We start from the raw sequence: 21,148 nt of genomic DNA, 5'->3' as shown, positions 1-21,148 counted from the left end.
TCGCGTCCGCCGTCCCGATTATTGCTGCGCCACGTCGACCAGCTTTTTGTCGCGCGTCTTTTTGTCGTTCGTCTGCACGCTGTAGCGCAGTTCCTTGCGCTGGCGATCGGCGACCTTGACGGGCTTGCGCACGATGTGGCGGCGTTTGGCCTGCGGTTTGCGTTCGGCCACGAAAATGCTGGGCGTGTGCGTGACGTAGATGGTCACGTACTGACCGTTGCGGAAGATGCCGCGCTCGGTGGTGTGGTTCCACTGCGCCACCTGCAGCGGGCTGAGGTGGTAGCGCCGGGCCACGCCCTGGACCGAGTCGCCCTGTTTGCCCACACGCAGGCGCATGCGGCGGCCTGCGGGCGCTTCGGGGGCGAAGGCCAGCACGGCGTTTTCGGCAACTGCGGCGCTGACGTTTTTGTTGCTGTGGTCATCGGCCTTGGGAATCAGCACGGTGGAACCCGCCCGGATGAGCTGGCGTGCCGGAATGTCGTTGATGTCGCGCAGCACGGCTTCGCTGACCTTCAGGGCGCGAGCCAGTTGCAGCGGCGATTGCGTATTCTTGACGGTGTACGCCGTCCAGGTGGACAGCGGGCCGTTGTACGCCTGCAGCGCCTGGGCGAAATGCGTGGCGTTGTCATACGGCATCAGAATGCGCGGATTGCCCGCCCCGAGAATGACTGGCTTGGTGTAGGCCGGGTTGAGCGAGCGGAATTCCTCCACGGTCAGACCGGCCAGCTTGGCTGCCAGAGTCACGTCGATGTCGCGGGTGATGGTGACGGCCTTGAAGTAGGGGTGATCGGGAATGTCGGGCAGGGTGATGCCGTACTTCTGCGGGTCGGAAATGAGGTCTTTCACCGCCTGCAGCTTGGGGTAGTAACTGCGCGTTTCACTCGGCATGCGCAGGTCTTGATAATCGACCGGCAGGTTGTGCGCCTTGTTGTAGGCGATGGCGCGCTGCACGCTGCCTTCGCCCCAGTTGTAGGCGGCCAGCGCGATCTGCCAGTTGCCGAACATGTTGTAGAGGTTCTGCAGATAGTCGAGAGCGGCGTTGGTCGAGGCCAGCACGCTGCGGCGATCGTCCTGGAACAGGTTCTGCTTCAGGTTGTAGTGCTTGCCCGTGGACGGGATGAACTGCCACATGCCCACTGCGTGCGCGACCGATCTGGCGTTGGGGTTGTAGGCGCTCTCGATGAAGGGCAGCAGCGCCAGCTCGGTGGGCATGCCGCGCTTTTGCACTTCCTGCACGGTGTAGTAGAGGTATTTGCGCGCACGCTCGGTCATGCGGGCGACGTAGTCGGGGCGGGTGGTGTACCACTGCGCCGCCTGCTGCACCAGCGGGCTGTTCATGTTGGGAATGGCGAAACCGGCGCGGATGCGCTGCCAGATGTCGTTGTACTGCGGGATGATGTCCTGGGTGTCGTCTTGCAGCGCCGTCTGCTCTGCGGGGGTGACGGCGCCGTTGCCGACCACCTCGGCCTCGAGCGGCGTGGTGAGGGCGGGGGAGCTTGCGGCAGGAGAACTGTCGGGAGGAGAGAGCGCGGCGGTTTTTTCTGAGGGAGGGACGGCGGCGCATCCGGCGGCCATGGCGACCATTGCAGCCAAAGCCCAAAATCGCAGTCTTCTCAGTTGCCGCATCGGTTCTTACCCCTTGAAATCGTTTTTCCACTCTCGCAGCCAGGCCAGCGCCTGTACCGCGTCCCTGGGCTTTTCGCCCCTGAGCCGCTCCAGCGCCTGCAGCACGCCGGGCTGGTCGGTGCGCAGGAACGGGTTGATCTGCTTCTCCAGGCCGATATGGCTGGGCAAGGTAGGCAGCCCTTCGGCGCGCAACGCCAGGCACCGCTTCTGATGCGCGACCACGGCCTCATTCAGGGGATCCGCGGCCCGTGCGAATTGTAGATTAGAGAGGGTGTATTCGTGGGCACAATTTACGGTCGTATTTTCAGGGAGTTGCGACAGTTTGTTCAAAGAGCCGTGCATTTGGCCAGGCGTTCCTTCGAACAGACGGCCGCAGCCCGCGGAAAACAGCGTGTCGCCACAGAACAGCGCGGCAGGTTGATCGCCCTGAAGCGCACTGGCGACATAGGCGATGTGCCCCAGGGTGTGGCCCGGCACTTCGAGCACCGCAAACCGCAGCGGCCACCCCGGCGGCGTGAACCCGTCGCCTTCGCGCAGGGCCTGTGTTCGTGCGGGTATCGGCTCGGCGGCGGGCCCCCAGACCGGCGGCGCGTCGGCAGGGCGCTTTTCGCGCCACCACTGCAGCAGGTCGCGGATGCCGCTCACGTGGTCGCTGTGGTGGTGCGTGACTAGAATGCCGCGCAGTTCCAGGCCGCGCCGCTCGAAGGCGTCGATCACCGGCGCGGCGTCGCCCGGGTCCACCACCAGCGTGCGCGGATCGTCCACGCCGGGCCGGATCAACCAGATGTAGTTATCCCGAAAGGCTGCAAGCGCTTCTGTATGCATGGTGACTCCGATCTGTGGCCGTTGATGAGCCTGCAGCACTGGTTGCAGACCCCGCCCGGTCGCTATGCGCTGGCCTGGGAACAGAGCCAGATCGACCGCGTGGTGAGCGATATTTTCGGCTATCACGCGCTGCAACTGGGCAATCCGGCCTTGCAGGGTCTGGCGCACAACCGCATGCCGCATCGCTGGCTGGCGCTCGATGGCACTGAGGCGGCGCAGCCAGATCGACCCGGCGTGCGTCCGGCCTGCCTGCTGCCGGAACATTACGGCGGCGAGCCGGTCTATGCCGAGCCCGGTCTGGTGGACGCCGTGGGCGTGGCCGCCGAAAACGCGCTGCTCCCGCCCGAGCCGCTGCCGCCCGATCCGCACGCCATCCCTGCCGAACACCTGCAATGCGACTTCACCGCGCTGCCGTTTCCCGCGCAGTCGCTCGATCTGGTAGTGCTGCCGCACACGCTGGAGTGGGTGGACGACCCGCACGCCTGTCTGCGCGAGGTCGACCGCGTGCTCGTGCCCGGCGGGCAGGTGGTCATCAGCGGCTTCAACACCTGGAGCCTGTGGGGCATGCGACAACTGGTCGGGCGCGTGGGCGGCGGCTGGTATCTGCCGCAGCATGGCGAATTTCTCGCCCCCCGCCGCGTGCGCGACTGGCTGCGGCTGCTGAGCTTCGAAATCACGCAGGGGCGCTTCGGCTGCTACCGGCCCGCGCTGTGCTCGCCGCTGTGGCTGCACCGCTGGCGCTTCATGGACCAGGCGGGCGACCGCTGGTGGCCCGTGTTCGGTGCGGTGTACTTCCTCGCGGCGATCAAGCGCGTGCCCGCCATGCGCCTGGTCGGCAAGGTGGAATTGCGCGCCAAGCGCCGCGCCGTGGCGTTGCGGCCCATCGCGCAGCGCCGGGTGAAAACAAACTCCTGAAACACATGACCCTCGAATCTGAACAAGAAATCATCATCTACACCGACGGCGCCTGCAAAGGCAACCCCGGCCCTGGCGGCTGGGGCGTGGTGCTCAAGAGCGGCGCGCATGAAAAAACCCTGCACGGCGGCGAGCCGCAGACCACCAACAACCGCATGGAACTGATGGCCGCCATCATGGCGCTCGAAGCCCTCAAGCGCCCCAGCCGCGTGCTGCTGCACACCGACTCGCAATACGTGCTCAAGGGCATGACCGAGTGGATCGTCGGCTGGAAGCGGCGCGGCTGGACCACGGCCGACAAGAAGCCGGTGAAGAACGTCGATCTCTGGCAGCGACTGGAAAAGGCCGCGGCACCCCACGCCCTGCGCTGGGTCTGGGTGCGCGGACACACCGGCGACCCCGACAACGAACGCGCCGACGCCCTGGCGAACCAGGGCGTGGAGGCGGCTGGGCGGGGGTAGGGGCGGCCTCAGTCGTTGCGCGACAGGCCGCCGAACAGACGCTTGACGAAGCCGCCCCTGGCTTTGGCGGTGACCGCGACCTCATCCTGGGGCGTCTCGTCGTAGTGCCGCGAGATTTGCTCGAGCGATTCAAAGATGAGCAGGCGCGCATTGCCTCGCTTGCCCGTGCGCTGATACATGCCCTGGACGGCCTGCATGGCCGAGAGGGAATCGCCGCCCAGATCGAAGTAGTTGTCGGAGAGCGCAATCTGCTCGGGTTTGAGCCCCAGCAGGGATGACCAGACCTCGGTCATGGTCTGCTCGGTGGGAGTGCGCTCGCGGGGGGTTGCAGAAACTGCTGACCCCGCGTGGGTGGGCATCGCTGGCCCGGTTGCCTCGGCTGTGGCCAGATGTCGCAGAGCCCGCGCGGAGTCGGATTGTTCGGCCTCCAGCAAGTCGCCGAGGGGCTGCTGCGGGTTGCGGATCACGCGCCCAACCAGTTCGAGGAAGCGCGCCTTGAAAGCGCAGGCCGTGGCTTCGGTGTAGATGTCGGCGTTGTAGGTGAAGCCGCCTTCCAGTCCACCCGGAACTTCCATCAGCCACAGGCCCAGGTCTTCCGTGGCGCCCTTCTGGAAAATCAGAATGCTGCTCTGTTGGACATCGCCCCAGCGTCGTGTGCGCTCTCTTGCATCCTGGAAGGAGAACAAGGCTTGGTAAATGCCAGCGCGCTGGGAACGCGCCATCATTTCCGGCTCCATGGCGAGGCGCTCGAACGGGATGTCCTGGAAGTTCAGAACGTCGAGGAATTCCTGTTTGACACTGCGCAGATAGTCTGGGGTCGTCTGGCCCGGTACGAGGCGCAGTTGCAAGGGCAGCAGGTTGTTGAAAAACCCCATGACGGGTTCGACTTCGGTCATCATGCGGCCACGCACCGGCACGCCGATGACGATGGTTTCGCTACCCGAGGTCTGTGCCATCATGGCCCCGTACAAAGCCAGCGCCAGCATGTTGAGGGTGAGGTCGGTCTGGCGAGCGATGTCGCGCAACTGCTCGGTGTCCGCCTTGTTGATCCGAACCCATTGCGTGGCGCCTTCGCCGCTCATGCCTGCACTGCGGGGTTTGTCGGTCTGCGGCGCTCTGGGCTGCGGCGCCTGGGCCATGCGCAGCTTCCATTCCTGCAATTGAGCCGCAAAGGCGGGGCTGCCCAGCCATTCCTGCTGCCAATGGGCATAGTCGGCATAAGTGACGGGCAAGGGGGGCAGGGTGTTGACAGTGCCCTGTTGGCGGGCGCTGTAACAGGCGGCCAGATCGCTGTAGAGCAGATCGAAGGACCAGCCGTCCCAGATGATGTGATGCGGCATGAACAGCAGGGCATGTTCGTCCGGCGCGAGCTTGAACAGCGCCACGCGAAACAGCGGCGCCCGATGGATGTCGATCGGCTGGTCGACGATGGCCTGCATGCGTCGCATCAGTTCGCCTTCGCGCGCCTCTGGCGCCCACGCCGACAGGTCGATGAGCGGGAGGTCGAACGCCACTTCATCGAGGACCCATTGCTCATGCTGGCCATTGACCGTCTGGATGACACTGCGCAGCACGGGCTGGCGCAGCACCATGTCGTGCAATGCCTGCTTGAACGTCTCGAACTGCAGCGGCCCCCGCAGGCGGTGGGCGGAAGGCGTGTTGTAGACCACACGGCCCGGATGCAGCTCTTCCATGAAGGCGATGCGCTGCTGCTGCGCGGTCAGCGGCGCGGACTTCCGGCTGGGATCGTGACGGATGGCGACGCGGCCTCCACCGCCCTTCGCCTTGGCTTTGTCGATGGCCACGGCCATGCGCTGCGCCGTGGGAGATTCAAAGACCAGTCTCAAGGGCAGGTTGAGATCGAGCGCGGCGTTGAGTTGAGCGATGAGGCGGGCGGCGAGCAGGGAATGCCCCCCCATGGCGAAGAAGTCATCGAGCACACTCATCTCGGGCAGCTTGAGCACCTGCTCCATCAGACCGAGCACCATCTGCTCGGTGGGGCTGCGTGGAGGCACGCGCTCGCGCCCGGCGCTGCTCTGCGCCGGGTTCGGTGCAGGCAAGGCGCGGCGGTCGACCTTGCCGCTGGTCAGCAGCGGTATGGCGTCGAGCTGGACGATGTTCTGCGGGACCATGAAGTCGGGCAGAACCCGGCGCAGTTGATCACGCAGCGCCTCGCTGTCGAGGGCGGGTTCCTCGGCGGTGACATAGGCGACGATGCGAAGGTCTCCTGGCTGATCCTCACGGGTGATGGCCACTGCATGCTGGATGCCCGGCAAAGCGAGCATCTGGTTCTCGATCTCGCCCAACTCGATGCGGTAGCCGCGCACTTTGACCTGATGATCGCTGCGGCCCAGGTAGTCGAGAGCGCCGTCACCACGCCAGCGGGCGATGTCTCCCGTCTTGTAAAGACGGCCCCCGCTGCGGAATGGATCGGCGATGAAGCGCTCGGCCGTCAGATCGGGCCGCTTGGTATAGCCCATGCCGACCTGGTCCCCGCCGATATACAGATCTCCCGGCGTGCCGATGGGCAGTGGCCGCAGACGGGCGTCGAGGACGTACAACTGGGTGTTCGCAATGGGCCCGCCGATGGGGACCATGCCCGAGGGCTCGCCGGGGCGGCATTCCCAGGCGCTGACATCGACCGCGGCCTCGGTCGGGCCGTAAAGATTGGCCAGACGGGTCGTCGGCAGCAGGGTGAAAAAGCGCTCGACCAGATCGAGCGGCAGGGCTTCGCCGGAGCACACCACCTGCCGCAGGCGCCCGCAGGCCGCTGCGCCGGGCTCGTCGAGGAAGAATCGCAACATGGACGGAACGAAATGCATCACGTCGATGCGCTCACGCTGCACCAGGTCGACCAGGTAGGCGCTGTCTCGGTGACCATCAGGCCGCGCGACAACCAGGGTGGCGCCGACCGTGAGCGGCCAGAAGAATTCCCACACCGACACGTCGAAGCTGAACGGCGTTTTCTGCAGTACGCGTTCACCGGGTTGAAGCGCGTAGGCCTCCTGCATCCAGCGCAGACGGTTGACGATGCCGCGATGCGCATTCATGGCCCCCTTGGGCCGTCCCGTGGAGCCCGAGGTGAAGATGACATAGGCCGGATCTCGCTCGCTGCCGATGGCAGGCAGCGACGGCACGGCCTCATGCGGCTGCCAGGCCATGTCGTCCAGGAACAGCGCCTGCGTCTGCATTGGGAAAGCATGGGCGCGGCCTGCGTAGTCGGCGTGTCGCGCGAGCAGCAGCTTGATGTCGGCGTCCTCGGCCATGCCGCTCAGACGTTCGGCGGGCAGGGATGGGTCAAGCGGCACATAGGCGGCGCCGCTGAGCATGACGCCCACCAGGGCCACGACCAGTTCCAGGCTGCGCTCCACACAGACGCCAACGAGCACGCCAGGGCCTGCGCCCCGCTCACGCAGCATGTGCGCGAGCTGCCGCGCACGCGCGTGCAGGTCTTGGTAGCTGAGATGCTGCCCCTGGAACACCAGCGCGATGGCCCCGGGATCGATCTGCAGGCCCTGGGCCAGCATCGCATCCAGACGTTGACCGGCCGGGTAATCGCGCGCCGTGTCATTCCATTGCGCCAAAAGGGCTTGTTCAGCAGGGGAAGGCGCCAGTAGCGAGGCCAAGGTCTGGGCCGGGTCGGTCGTGGCGCGCACCAGCGCTTCCCGGTAGAGCCCCAGCCAGCGCTGGACAGTGGCTTGATCGAACAGGTCGGTCTTGTACTGGCATTCCAGCAGAAGGCCTTGGGCGTCCTGCGTGACATTGAGATAAAGCTCGAAATTCTCGGCACTGCGCGGATTGGAGAAGATATCGGCTTGCAGGCCCTGGGCGCTGTAGGCGCTGGTGTCTAGCCTTGCATCCAGATTGAACAGGACCGAAACGAGGGGCAGCCGTCCCGGTTCGCGCCCGATCTGCAAATGCTTGAGCAAGCCGCCGAAACTCACACTTTGATGGTCGTAGGCGTCAAGTACGGCACTGCGCGACTTGTCCAGCAGACTGGCGATGTCGGACTCGGATTCGATCCGGAACCGGATGGGAAGCAGATTGACGCAGTGTCCGACCAGGCTTTGGCTGCCTTCGGCGGGCTGGCCCGCCGCCGATACGCCGACGACCACGTCGTCCTGCCCGCAGACGCGGGAGACGAACGCGGCGTAGACCCCCAGAAGGGTGGCGAAAAGGCTGGCGCCGTGGCGTGCACCGAGCTTGCGCACGGCGTCCAGCAGGCTGGGCTCGATCCGCAGGTCTTCGCGCCGCGATGCGAAAGTGCGCACCGGCTGTCGTGGACGTACCGCAGGGAGATCGAGTGCAGGGGTTGAACGGTCGTAGATCGAGATCCAGTAGCGTGTGTCGAGATCGGTCTGTTGCTGATGCGCGGAGTCGTACCGGCTTTCGGCGTAGTCGGCATAGCCCTCGGGCGCGGGCAGGTCGGACGCCGATCCGGACGTGCGGAGCAAGGCTGGAAGCTCGCCCAACAGAACGCCGAACGACCAGCCATCGCAGATGATGTGGTGCGCGGTCAGGATCAGAACCACCTCGTCCGGCCCGAAGCGGACGATGCTGGCGCGCAGCAGCGGTCCCTGCTCCAGATCGAAGGGCGTTTCGACGTGAGTGCGGATGTGGGCCTGCAAGGCGGCATCGCGCGCGTCCTGACCGAGCGTGTCGAGGTGCTGTTCCGGAATATCGAGCGCCAGGCTTTCGGCGATGAACATCTTCAGCCCGTCGGCGCCGAAGGTGGCGCGCAAGGCGTCGTGTCGCGCGACAAGGCCCAGAATGGCCCTGCGCAGCGCATCGGTCGTGATGGGCCCGCGCAGACGCACGCTGACCGACTCGTTGTAAGCCAGCGTGGCGTCGCCGCCGAGCTGGCAGGCCAGCCAGATTTCGCGCTGGGCTTCGGTGGTGGGGGCGACGCGGGCGACGGGCGCGGCGTCGGCGAAGGGGTCGTAGTCGACCGCCGTGGCGGCCGAGGCGTAGGCGTGATCGTTCATCAGGCGTCGAGGCGCAGGTATTTGCCGGGTTGCTCGGGGTTGGGGACGAACCAGGCGGGGTTGCCGCCGGGGTCTTTGCCGATGCGCGCGCCGGGCACGGGCGGGCGGCTGGCGTCGAAGGCGGCGGGGGCCGTATCGACGTGGCGGGGGATGAAGTCGGCTTCCTGCAGTTCGGCCACGGCTTCCTTGAACGCGGTCTTGATGACGGCGATGTCCTGCGGGGCGTGGGCGGTGGTGAGGAAGCAGGGGAAGTTGTCGAGGATGTGCACGCCGCGGCTGCGCATCATGGCGAACAGCAGGTCCTGCATGGGGTGGTCTTCGGTGAAGAAGATTTTCCACACCGAGGAGAACGATTTGAGGACGACGGGCGCGCCGACTTCGCGGCAGTGGGCGTTGAGTTCGTCCACCATCGCGGCGGTGGAGGTGGTGAGGGTGTGCTGCAGGTCGGGGCCTGCGGCCTTGAGGTGCAGCAGCACGGCCTTGGCCGCGGCCAGGGCGAGGGGATGGCGCACGAAGGTGCCGGCAAAGTAGGTGACGCCCACGGTGGGCACGGAGTCGTCGCCGTATTGCCATTGGCCGCCGTCGAGCGCGTCCATGAACTGGCGCTTGCCGGCGATGACGCCGATGGGGAAGCCGCCGCCGACCACCTTGCCGTAGCTCACCAGATCGGCGCGGATGTCGAACAGGGCCTGGATGCCGCCGGGGTGCGAGCGAAATCCGGTGACCACTTCGTCGAAGATGAGCAGCGTGCCTGCTTGCGCGGTGGCCTCGCGCAGGGCGTGGAGGAATTCGCGCGGCTGGAAATCGGGGCGGCGGCTCTGCACGGGCTCGACCACGATGGCGGCGAATTCCTCCATGCGTTCCTTGAGCGCGGCCAGGGTTTCGGGGGTGCCGTAGTCGTACACGACGACGTTTTCCGCGGTGTTGGGCATGATGCCCGGCGCCGCGGGAATGGAGCGGCCTTTTTTGGTGCCGCGCACGATGACTTCGTCGAAAATGCCGTGATAGGCCCCGGCGAAGATGGCGATCTTGCTGCGGCCGGTGACGGTGCGGGCCACGCGCACCGCGCCCATGACGGCCTCTGAGCCGGTGTTGCACAGCGCGGCACGGTCGCTGCCGGTGAGTTCGCAGATGAGTTCGGCCACTTCACCGGCCAGCGGATGCTGCGGGCCGATGTCGTAGCCGTCGTCGAGCTGTTTGCGCACGGCGTCATTGATGAAGGGCGGCTGCCAGCCGAACAGGCTCATGCCGAAGCCGCTGAGGGCGTCGACATATTCGTTGCCATCGAGGTCCCACATGTGCGAGCCTTTGCTGCGCGCGATGACGATCTGGTAGATGATTTCCTTGATCTGCGGGCGGAAGCCGTTGACCACGCGCGGGTCGGCCAGATGCGGGCGATGGCGCACGGTGTAGGCCTTGGACGCCTGGGTGCGCTGGATGTAGCGGCGCATGAAGGCGTCGAGCCGCGCCTGCTGCCGCGCGCTGAGGTCACCGGTGGGCGTGGTGTGGATGCGGGCGATGGCGCCGAAGGCCTTTTTCACGTCGTACCTGGCGTTGGCGTTCGGGCCTTCGTCATCGGCGGGAGGGGCGCTCGCGGCGGCGGGGACGGCGGTTGGCGCGGGGGCTGCTGCTGCGCTGGCCGTTGGCGTGGCGGCTTGAATGGCTTGCGGGGCGACCGGCGCCTCGGCGGATGCCGGGACGCTGAACGCGGCTGGAGCGCCGCCCAGCAGGGCGAGCTGCTGCGCCATGAGCTGCATCTGCTGGGCGATGAGCTGTTGCATGAAGGGCGCGTTCGCGGCCACGGTCTGGGGGGCGGGCAGAGGTTGCGCGGCGAAGCTAGGGGCGGGTTGGGTCATGGCGAGGTCTCCGGCAGCTGGCGCGAGCGGGGCTTGCGGTGCGGCTTGCGGCGTGGCGGCGGGTTGGGCCGCTTCGGGCGGGAGCTGGCTGTCGATGTGGCGCGCCAGGGCGTCGACGCTGCGGTAGCGTTCCATCAGGTCGCGGAAGGTGATGGGCAGGGCGAAGTCTTTCTTGATCTGCAGCGCGGCCTGGGTGAGGGTGAGCGAATCGAGCCCGAGTTCGACGAAGGCGGCGGTCGGGTCGGTATCGGCCAGTTCGATGCCCGAGCTGTTTTCGAACAGGGTGTTGAGGCGGGAGATGAGCGTCGGCAGGCGCGAGGCGGCTTGGGTCATGGCGGCGGTCGTCGGAATGGGAAGACAGGGAGGGGCTGCGCAGGGCGCTTCGCCTGCGGGGATGGCGGCGGGTTGCGATGCGGCGGGTTGCGGGCTGGCGGGTTGTGGACTGACTGATGGCGCCATGGCGGCGTCCAGCCAATAGCGCTTGCGCTCGAACGGGTAGGTGGGCAGGAGGATGCGCTGGCGCTTTTCCGCGGCATCGAACCAGGGGATGTCGTGCCCCAGCGTCCAGAGCTGGCCGACCGCGACGGCGAGCTGGCGCAGTTCGCTGGCGGCGGCATCGTGCAGGCTGGGCAGGGCGATGGGCGCAGGCTGGCCGGGCGTGGCGTGCTGGCGAACCAGGGTGCTGAGCGAGCCGCGCGGGCCGCACTCGATGCAGACCAGATCGGGCTGCGTGCTCAGCGCCGTTCGCACCGCGCTGGAGAAGCGCACGGTGTCGCGCAGATGCCTGGCCCAGTAGACGGGGTCGGTAGCCTGCTCGGCGGTGAGGGCCTGGCCGGTGCGGGTGGAAACGATAGTGCGCTGCGGCGCCGAACGCGGCACGGCGCGCACCGCCGCCTCGAATGGCGCGAGCGCCGCATCCATCATGGCGGAATGAAAGGCGTGCGAGGTCTGCAGCGCACGGCTGACGAGGCCGTCGGCGTCCAGCCTGGCCTGCAGACGCGCGATGGCCTCGAACGAACCCGCCACCACGCTGGCCTGCGGGCCGTTTTCTCCGGCGAGGTCGAGATCGTCCGTGAGGTAGGGTTGCAGCGCGCCGACGGAGAGCCGCACAGAGAGCATGGCGCCCGGCGGCTGGGCCTGCATGAGCTGGCCGCGCAAGGCCACCAGGGCGGCGGCGTCTTCGAGCGAGAACACCCCGGCCAGCACGGCGGCGACGAATTCACCCACCGAGTGACCGATGAGCACGCTGGGCTGCAGGCCGCGCTGCAACCACCATTGCGCCAGCGCGTATTCGACGCAGAAGGTCGCGGGCTGGGTGACTGCGGTCGGCTGCAGCGCGGCGGCATCGTCGCCGAACAGCAGGGCCTCGAGATCGAAGGCGGTGTGGGGCGCAAACGCGGCAAGGGCGGCGTCGAGCGCGTCGCGGAACTCGGGCAGGGCGTCGTAAAGGCCGCTGCCCATGCCCGCGTATTGCGCGCCCTGGCCCGGAAAGAGCAGGGCCAGAGGCGGCGGCGCGGCGGGCGCTTTGCGCTGCGCGCGCAAAGGGGCTTGGGGATCGCGCAGGGACTGGATTGCGTCGGCTACGTCGTCGGCCACCACGGTCAGGCGTTGGGCAAAAGTCTTGCGGCCCACGCGCAGGGTGTAGGCGCAATCGCCCAGCGGGGTGTCGGGCTGGGCGGCGAGATGGTCGGCGAGTTGCTCGGCGGAAGCGGCCAGCGCGCCTTCGCTGCGGGCCGACAGGCGCAGGATGAACGGTCCCCGCGCCGGGCTGCCGGGCGCTCGCAGCGGCGCTTCTTCCAGAATGGCGTGGGCGTTGGTGCCGCCGACGCCGAAGCTGCTGACCCCGGCCAGCCTCGGCTTCGCAGCACGCGGCCAGGGCGTGAGGGTGTCGTTGACGACGAAGGGGGTTTGCTCCAGCGCGAGCTTGGGATTGGGCGCGGTGAAATGCAGCGTGGGCGGAATGCGCTCGTGCTGCAGCGCAAGCGCCGTCTTGATGACCCCGGCGGCTCCGGCGGCGATCACGGTGTGGCCGATATGGCTCTTGGCCGAGCCGATGCGGCAGAACTGTTTGCGTGCGGTGGACTGGCCGAATGCGCGGGCGAGCGCTTCGACCTCCACCGGATCGCCCAGCGGGGTGGCGGTGCCGTGCGCCTCGACGTAGCTGATGTCTTCGGCGTTCACGCCTGCTGCCGCCAGCGCCGCGGCGACCACGGCGGACTGTCCATCCACGCTGGGTGCGGTGAAGCTGGCCTTGCCGCCGCCGTCGTTGTTGATGGCGACGCTGCGGATCAGGGCGTGGATAGTGTCGCCATCGGCCAGCGCCGCGCTCAGGGGTTTGAGCAGCACCACGGCGGCGCCGTCGGAAAACACCGTGCCCTGCGCCTGCGCGTCGAAGGTGCGGGTGTGGCCGTCGGGCGAGAGCATCGCGCCTTCCTGGTAGAGGTAGCCGCTGTCGGGCGGGCAGGTGATGGACGCGCCGCCGGCCAGCGCCATGCCGCACTGGCCGCTGCGCAGGCTGTCCACGGCCTGGCCGATGGCCACCAGCGAGGTCGAGCAGGCGGTGTGCACGCTCACCGCCGGGCCGGTGAGGTCGAGGCGGTTGGCGGTGCGGGTGGCGATATAGTCCTTCTCGTTGGCCAGCATGACCTGGAACTCGCCCAGGCGCTGCACCTTGTCGGGATGGGCGCTGACGTGGCGCTGAAAATAGGTGGCGTTGTTCATGCCGGCAAACACGCCCACAGGGGTGGCGGTCTGGCCCGGCACATGCCCCGCGCGCTCCATGCACTGCCAGCACAGTTCCAGGAACACGCGCTGCTGCGGGTCCATCAGCTCGGCTTCGAGCGGGCTGATGCCGAAGAAGGCGGCGTCGAAATCGGCCACGCCCTGCAGCACGCCGCGTGCGGCGACATAGGCCGGATCGGCGCGCAAGGCGGCGGGGATGGCCGGGTCGAGCTCGTCGGGACGAAAGAAGCGGATGCCTTCGCGGCCTTCTTCGAGCAGGTTCCAGAAGGCTTCCACCGAGGGGGCGCCGGGAAAGCGCCCGGCCATGCCGATGATCGCAATGGGCTCGTCGCGCAGGGTGTCGCCATGAGGCTCACCGCGGTGGGCGGCGGTGAGGCGGTGGGCCGCGATGCCGACCTGACCGCCGATGTGCGCGGCGATGCCGCGCGGCGTCGGGTCGCCGAAGAACGCGGCGACGCCAAGCTCGCCGTGCCCGCGCTGGCGCAGCGCGGCCAGGGCACGCAGGACCAGCAGGGAATTGCCGCCGAGGGTGAAGAAGTGGTCCGACGGGCCGACGTGATCCAGGCCGAGCACTTCGGCGAACACGGCGGCGATTTCCTGCGCGAGCCCGCCGGGTTGCGACGAGGCCGCGGGTTCGCTCTTGGTGGCGCGCGTGGGCGCGGGCAGGGCCTTGCGGTCGAGCTTGCCGTTGAGGGTGACCGGCAGGCGTTCGAGCGCGATCAGGTGCGCGGGGATCATGTATTCGGGCAGGCGGGCGGCGAGCGCACGGCGCACCGCTTCGAGATCGAGCGCCACGCCGCTGTGCGCGACGACATGGCCGACGAGCTGCGGGCCGAGCGCGGCGTCGGTATGCAGGGTCACGGCGCAGGCCTGCACACCGGGCTGCGCGCCCAGCGCGGCTTCGATTTCGCCGAGTTCGATGCGGTAGCCGCGAATCTTGATCTGGCCGTCGGCACGGCCGATGAACTCCAGCACGCCATCGTCGCGCCAGCGCACCAGATCGCCGCTGCGATAGAGCCTGCCCTGGGCATCGAGCGGGTCGGGCACGAAGCGTTCGGCGCTCAACTCGGGTCGGTTGAGATAGCCCTGCGCGACGCCTCGCCCGCCCACGCACAGCTCGCCCACCATGCCCCGCGGCAACAGCGCGCCCGTGGCCGAGCGGATGAGCACATGCGTGTCCTGGATGGGGTGGCCGATGGGGATGGCCAGGGTGTCGGCCGGCAGCGCATGCGCAATGCGATAGGTGGCCGTGAAGGTGGTGCACTCAGTGGGGCCGTAACCGTTGATCAGGGTGGTCTGCGGCAGCGCTTGCAGCGCGCGGCGAACATGAGAGACTGACAAGGCTTCGCCGCCGGTGAGCAGGTGGCTCAGGCCCTTGAACCCGTGCGGATCATCATCGACGATGGCGTTGAACAGCGCCGCGGTCAGCCAGGCGCTGCGCACGCCGTGGCGCGCGATGCTGCGGGCGATGCCGGGGCCGGTGGGAATGGACTCGTCGTGCAGCACGCAGCAACCGCCGTTGAGCAAGGGTCCCCAGATTTCGAGCGTGGAGGCATCGAAACCCAGCGGCGCGGCGTGCAGCATGACGGTCGCGGCGTCGAGCGGCATGAAGGTGGCATCGACCACCAGACGCAGGATGGCGCGGTGCGGTATGGCGATGCCCTTGGGCGCTCCGGTGGAGCCGGAGGTGTACATCACATAGGCGATCGCTTCGGGCGCGCTCGGCACGTCGCCGCTGAGTCGCGGCGTGCCGGCGTTGTCGAGCAGGTCTTGGGGGTCGAGGGTCTGCAGTCTGTCGGGAAACAGCCCGGCGGTGTCGGGCTGGGCGAGGGCGAGCCGCGCGCCCGCGTCTTCAACCATATGGGCCACGCGCTCCGGCGGGAACTTGGGGTCGATGGGCAGATAGCTCGCCCCGGCCATCAGCATGCCGAGCATCGAGGCGATGGAGGCGGGGCCGCGATCGCGGCAGAGCGCGACGACATCGCCCGGCGCGACGCCTTGCGTTCGCAGCGCAGCCGCCACCGCGCGGGCCTTGGCGTCGAGTTGCGCGTAGGTCCATTGGCCCCCGTTCCAGCGCAGCGCAGGGGCATCGGGATACTGGGTTCGCATCTCGCCGAAGCGGGCCTGCACGCTGGGTGCAGCGGGGGCATTGCGGCAGTCGGGATTGAGCGCCAGGAGTTCGGCTTGCTGCTCGGCGTCGAGCAGCCCGAACCGCTCGACGCGCTGCGTCGGATCGGCCTGCAGCGCCCGCGCCACGACGCCGAAGGTATGCAGCAGCGACCGCACGAATGCTTCGGGATAGAGCCCTGTGGAGACCCGTTGCAGGGTGTGCCGTTGCGGCTCGTTCATCAGAACGAGGGCCGAGGGGTATCGGGTGAGCGCTTCGCCTTGCCTAGCCGGATCGGCGAGCCAGACCAGATCGACCGCTTCCGGAGCGGGCGGGGCGGATGACTCGGAGAGTTCACCGCCCGCACGCTCCATGACGTGCAGACCTGTCTCATCGGGCCAGGCGGCCAGGAGGAACGGTGCGGCTTGCCGCGACAGCACCAACAAGCCAGCGCCGGTACCGCACAGCCGTTGCAGCGCGATGGCTGCTGCGGCCATCGCCATTTCAGAGGGCAGGCCCGCCAGGGATGGCAGATCGGCACGAAAGGGGGTGCGTTGCGCGGGCGGGACGAGCGTCGTCAAATCGCCCAGCCGGGAAGGGGTGACGCCGCTGTTTGCATGGCTGTGCATGAGGTCCACCAAGGTCGAGCATCTGTGCGAACCCTCGTTCGACAGACTTTTTCATGGGCTTTCATTGCACGGCATCAAAATCTGTTTGACTAGCACCCAAGCGGGGGAGGACGTTTAATCTATCGCTCGATATGTGAACTTTTCCTCGGATGGACAAAAAGTCCCCCCTGGGTTCGTGGCGGCAAGGGTTGCGGCATGCGTTCCTGAGAAAACGCCGGGCCGTCGCTGGGGGTGCTCAGTAGGCGTAATAACCGTAGGGCGAACCGGCCTTCGGGCCGCGGCTCTGGTTGAGCAGGGTGAACACCATGGGATGATCCTGCAGCACGTTGAGCGATTGCTGCACCGTGCCCTGGTGGGTGCGCCCGGCCTGGACGACGAAAAGAATCTGCCCGGCGTGCAGCGACAGCGCGCGGGCTTCGGCGGAAGGCAGCAGCGGCGGGGCATCGAGGATGATGACCCGGTCGCGGTAGCGGTGCGCCATTTCTTCGAGCAGCAGATCCATGGTGGCGCTGGCGAACAGCTCGGTGGCTTGCGCACTGGGCGTGCCCACGGGCAGCACGGCAAGCTTGGGCACGTTGGTGGCAAGGATGAGGTCCGACAGATCGAGCTCGGGGTTGAGCAGCTTGTCGATCAGACCCTGCGCCGGCGCGATGCCCAGGCGTTCGAGCAGGCTGCTGCGCGAGGGGTCGGCATCGACCAGCAGCACGGTGTGGTTCAGCTCGGCGGCAATGCTCATGGCGAGGTTGGCCGCGACGAAGGTCTTGCCCTCGCCCGGCAGCGAGCTGGTGACCATGATGAGGTTGGGGCGGTCGATCTTGGACGAGGCGGCCCCGGTGATGTTGCCCAGCAGCGGGCGCTTGATGACGCGGAACTCATCGACCAGCAGCGAGCGGGTGGCGTGCGGCACGATGTAGCCCAGGGCCGCCAGCTTGTTCAGGTCGATCTCGACCTGCTTGGAACGCGTGCCCATGTCCTGGGGCTTCGCAGCGCGCCGCGTCGTCTCGGGCGGCATGGCCGGGGCGGTTTGCGGCTGCGCGCTCGCCGCCCCCGGCGGTGCGCTCAGGAAGGGCGAGGGTGCGGCCGGGGCGGCTTCTGCGGCAGATTCAGGCTTCCAGAGGACATCCATCCCGGCGGTGCGGAGTTCCTCGAGGCGTTTGACGGCTTGTTCTATGGTGCTCATGGTGTTTTCCTCAAACGCCGGGTTATCGCGTGAAATGGGACCCTATGGCCCAGAGCAGGCCGATCAGCACGAGCCCGGCGATGCCCAGCGCGAGATTCACATTGCCGCGCCTCTCGTGACTGAGGATTTCCGGGGAATTCAGCAGCGAGATGCTGCCGAGCACGGGACGGTCGATGGTTTCGCGCAGATGGCGCGGGCTGTGATAGGTGGGCATGATTTGCGACACGAGGAAACTCGCGCCTATCCCGCAGGCCAGGGCGAAAAACACCAGCATGGCAATGAGCATGGGCTTGCTCGGGAACAGCGGATGGTGTCCCACGCGCGGGGGGTCGACCACGCGGAACACGGCAAGCTGCGAGGAGGCATCGACGCTCTGCGTCAGCCCGGCGGACTGGCGGCGCGCAACCAGATCGTCATAGCTGCTGCGAATGACGTTGTACCCGCGCATGAGTTCGGCGTATTGCTGGTCGAGCTCGGGCATTTTGTTGGCCTGGCTGCGCAGTTCGGCCAGGCGCGCCTGGGCCTCGCCCACCTGGGCCTGAATCGAGGCCACGTTGGCATCGGCCTGCGCGACCTGCACCCGCAATTGCTGATAGGCGGGGTTGGCGGCACTGATGGTGGTGGCGCCGATGGGGGCTTGTTCAGCGGCTTGCGCGGGATGTTCGGCCGCGGCCTTCAGGCGCGATTTTCTTTGCGCCTCCAGCCGGGCCAGGGTCTGGCGCGCTGTGATGACATCGGGGTAGTCGTTGGTGTAGCGCTGCAGCAGGTCGTCGAGCCGGGCGCGCTGCTCCTGGATGCGCCGATCCACATCGAGCACGGCAGCAGGAACGCCCGGCGCCGCGGGGCCGGCGGCTGCCGCCATGTAAGGCGAAGTCACGCTGATGGTGGGAGATTCGGCGCGCATCTGACCGCTGATGGCATTGCGCGCGGCGATGGCGGCGCTGAGCTGGCCCTGAAGCTGCGCGACCTGGTCGGAAGCCTGGTTGACGCGGGTGTAATAGTCGGTATTGGCCGCGCCGGAGTAGCCGGGATGCTGGGTCTTGAAGTCCTTGAGCTTTTGTTCAGCGGCACTGAGCTTGCGGCCATAGTCGGCCACCTGCGCATCGAGAAAATTCAGCGCCTGCTGGGTGTCCTGCTGCTTGCCGCCGATGCCCGAGGTGAGAAACATGTGCACCAGATCCTTGACCACCCCCAGCGCGACTTGCGGATCGCTGTTGACGTAGCTGACGCTGTAGAGGTTTTCCCGCGCGTTGATGCCCAGCCTGATGCTCTTGAGCAATTGATCGACGGTGCGGCTGACGGCTTCGGGCTTGCCGTCGTCGATCGCCAGGCCCTTTTCTCGCACCAGCCGTTCCAGATTGGGGCGCGCCAGCAGGGTGCGGGCCACCATGGCGACCTGCTCGTCGATGTCGGGCTGCACGGTCAGTCCCTGCATCAGCGGTTTGAGCAGGGTCTGCGTGTCCACATAGACGCGCGCCGAGGCCATGTAGCGTTCATGGAACATGGCCACGCCGACGCCACCGAGCGCCATCACGATCCAGGCGGTGAGCAGTCCGACCCAGCGCCTTTCCCACATGCCGGGCAGGAGATTGAACAAGGGACGCAGCAAGTCGTTCATGGTGTCGCTTTTCAAAGTGGTGTATGGCAAAAAACGCGCGTGTCCCGGTGGATCATGTCTGGGCCTCCAGGGTTTCGAGCACCCGGTTTTCCCATTGGGTCATCAGCCAGGTTTCCAGCGCCTGCGCGATGCGCTCGCAGGCCCGGCCATCGCCGTCGAACGGATTGGAAAACGCCTTTTTGTCGCCTTCGAGGATGTCGCCCATCGCTTGAAAAATGCGGCGGAAATCGCGCCCGACGATCTGGTTGCTGCCCTGGGTGAGGGTTTGGGTGCGGGCGCAATGGTCGCGCAGGGTCAGGCAGGGGACGGCGAGATACGAGCTGGCATCCTGCAGATTGGCACGGTCGGTCAACAGGCAGGTGGCCGGTTTGAGCAGACCCAGCGTCTGCGCGAAGCTCAGTTCGGGCACGCAGGCCACGCGCGAACCTCGCAAGGCCTGGCTCAAGCCGTATTGCAGCAGGCGGCTGTGCACGGCTGCCGGCATCGGCCAGATGACGGGAAGGATGCGGCTCAGGCGCTTGGCGTTGGTCAGCATGTCGAGCATGTTGTCGCGCGAGGCGGCCCACTGGGCGTCTTCGAGCAGCAGCAGCGCATAGCCCTGGGGGTTGGAGAGAGAGGTCTTGGGCACCCCGATTTCCGCAGCGAACTGCTCGGGGGCGGGCGAATCGGCCAGGCTCTGCGCGACGGCATCGATGCGCAGATTGCCGACGACGCGGATGGACTCGGGAGGAATGCCCTCCTGCGTGAGCAGGTCGGCGCAGCGCGTTGCCAGGGTCAGATGCAGATCGGTCAACTGATCGATCACGATGCGGTCGATTTCCTGCGCATCGGCGCGCTGTGAGTGCCGCAGACCGGATTCGATGTGGGCGAGCGAGATGCCCTGGCGCCGGGCCATCAGGCCGGCGGCCAGGGCGGCGTCGCTGGCTGAAAAAGTGAGCACCGCAGCCGGGCGGTAGGTGGAGAAAATTTGATCGAGCCAGTTCACCCAGACCGCAAGACTTGGCGCCTCATCCTGCGTGTCGGGCAGCAGGGCGAGATCGATTTCGGCCAGCGCCGGGTCGCGGGCAATGGCCGACGAGGACAGTTGTTCCAGGCCGACCAGCAGGGGCTGGGGCAGGCCGGGGTAGGCCTTCAATTCCTGCATCAGCGGGCGCAGGGCGATGCGATCTTCCTGGGTTTGCGCGATACACAGCAGGGGGCCGGGTTCGCCGGGTCTTGGCGGCGCCGGGGCGCGGGCGAGGGCCTCGGCGACATCGCGCAAAATGGGCAGTTCCGATGCCGTTTCCGTCCGGGCATGCGGCGCAGGCGCTGCGGGCGCGGTGCGCTGCACCGGGGCGGTGATGGTGGGCGGCTGCGGCGCTGTCGGCTCGACGGGACGCAGCAGACCGCCGATTTCCTCGCGGATTTCCCGGGCCACGGTGGCGACACGGCTCGCGTCGATCAGGTCGGTGTTGTCGAGGAAGGCCGACAGCAGCAGGCGGTTGCACAGCATGTTGATGCGCCGCGGCAGCCCGCCCGTCCAGTCGTGCACCGAGGCGAAGGCGGCCTCATTGAATTGCGGACGGCCCGTCCAGCCCACCCGCTTGAGGCGGTGGATGATGTAGGCGCGGGTTTCGTCGGCGTCCATCGGGCCGATATGGCAACTGGCGATGATGCGCTGACGCAGTTGCTCCAGATTGGGTGCGCGCAGCACTTCGCGCAGCTCGGGTTGCCCGACGAGGTAACTCTGCAGCAGGGCGCGGTTGCCATACTGGAAGTTCGACAGCATGCGCAACTCTTCAATCGCTGCCGCATTCAGGTTCTGCGCTTCGTCGATGACCAGCAGCGCACGACGGTTCTGCAGCATCAGGGTGGTGAAGTGCGCTTCCAGCGCAGCCAGCAACTCGGCCTTGGATGCATTTTTCGAGGGCACGCCAAAGGCGTTGGCCACCGCGCGCAGCAGATCGTCGGCTTCGAGCTGGGTGCTGACGATCTGCGCCGCGGCGACTCTGGCCGGATCGAGCTCGGCCAGGAGCGCGCGCACCAGGGTGGTTTTGCCCGCGCCGATCTCTCCCGTGACGATGATGAACCCTTCGCCCTGCATGGCGCCGAAGCGCAGGTACTGGTGCGCGTAGTTGTGCCCCTTGCTTTCGTACAGAAAGCTGGGATCGGGGTTGAGCTGGAAAGGCGGGGCGCTCAGACCAAAGTGTGCGGCGTACATGGCC

The 21,148-nt window shown here is 67.2% G+C and carries 9 protein-coding genes; 2 read left to right on the top strand and 7 right to left on the bottom strand.

Annotated elements, in window-relative coordinates:
* Positions 1–18 precede the first annotated feature (18 nt).
* Together RBR52_RS07615 and gloB are read right to left on the bottom strand one after the other, a co-directional pair.
* Positions 19–1,575 (bottom strand): transglycosylase SLT domain-containing protein, encoded by a 1,557-nt coding sequence (locus RBR52_RS07615; protein ID WP_320376603.1) that lies wholly within the window; start codon positions 1,573–1,575, stop codon positions 19–21.
* A gap of 57 nt (positions 1,576–1,632) precedes the next feature.
* Complete coding sequence (gloB, locus tag RBR52_RS07610; RefSeq protein WP_320376602.1) at positions 1,633–2,451, bottom strand: hydroxyacylglutathione hydrolase; 819 nt, start codon at positions 2,449–2,451, stop codon at positions 1,633–1,635.
* A gap of 24 nt (positions 2,452–2,475) precedes the next feature.
* Between gloB and RBR52_RS07605 the strand changes: the two genes are divergently transcribed.
* Positions 2,476–3,366, top strand: coding sequence for a class I SAM-dependent methyltransferase (locus tag RBR52_RS07605; protein WP_320376663.1), 891 nt, complete (start codon positions 2,476–2,478; stop codon positions 3,364–3,366).
* Between the two features lie 5 nt (positions 3,367–3,371).
* Complete coding sequence (gene rnhA / locus RBR52_RS07600; protein WP_320376601.1) at positions 3,372–3,827, top strand: ribonuclease HI; 456 nt, start codon at positions 3,372–3,374, stop codon at positions 3,825–3,827.
* Between the two features lie 8 nt (positions 3,828–3,835).
* On the opposite strand, the gene RBR52_RS07595 is transcribed toward rnhA, so the two are convergent.
* The 5 genes from RBR52_RS07595 to RBR52_RS07575 form a co-directional block, all read right to left on the bottom strand.
* A complete protein-coding gene (locus tag RBR52_RS07595; RefSeq protein WP_320376600.1) occupies positions 3,836–8,812 on the bottom strand; it encodes a non-ribosomal peptide synthetase in 4,977 nt (1,658 codons plus the stop codon).
* The gene (locus tag RBR52_RS07590; RefSeq protein WP_320376599.1) at positions 8,812–16,146 is read right to left on the bottom strand and encodes a polyketide synthase; all 7,335 of its coding nucleotides are present in this window, start codon (positions 16,144–16,146) and stop codon (positions 8,812–8,814) included. Before RBR52_RS07590 ends, RBR52_RS07595 begins: the two co-directional genes overlap by 1 nt.
* 235 nt (positions 16,147–16,381) lie before the next feature.
* Positions 16,382–17,326, bottom strand: coding sequence for an XrtA-associated tyrosine autokinase (locus RBR52_RS07585; protein WP_320376598.1), 945 nt, complete (start codon positions 17,324–17,326; stop codon positions 16,382–16,384).
* 22 nt (positions 17,327–17,348) lie between these two features.
* A complete protein-coding gene (locus RBR52_RS07580) occupies positions 17,349–18,944 on the bottom strand; it encodes an XrtA system polysaccharide chain length determinant (protein ID WP_320376597.1) in 1,596 nt (531 codons plus the stop codon).
* A gap of 52 nt (positions 18,945–18,996) precedes the next feature.
* Positions 18,997–21,144, bottom strand: coding sequence for an XrtA/PEP-CTERM system-associated ATPase (locus RBR52_RS07575; protein ID WP_320376596.1), 2,148 nt, complete (start codon positions 21,142–21,144; stop codon positions 18,997–18,999).
* Positions 21,145–21,148: the final 4 nt, after the last annotated feature.

This window comes from Thiomonas sp., assembly GCF_034007205.1.
In the GTDB taxonomy this organism is placed as follows: Bacteria; Pseudomonadota; Gammaproteobacteria; order Burkholderiales; family Burkholderiaceae_C; genus Thiomonas.
The sequence above is the reverse complement of the archived record's forward strand: the minus strand, read 5'-3'. Positions and strand labels throughout refer to the sequence as shown.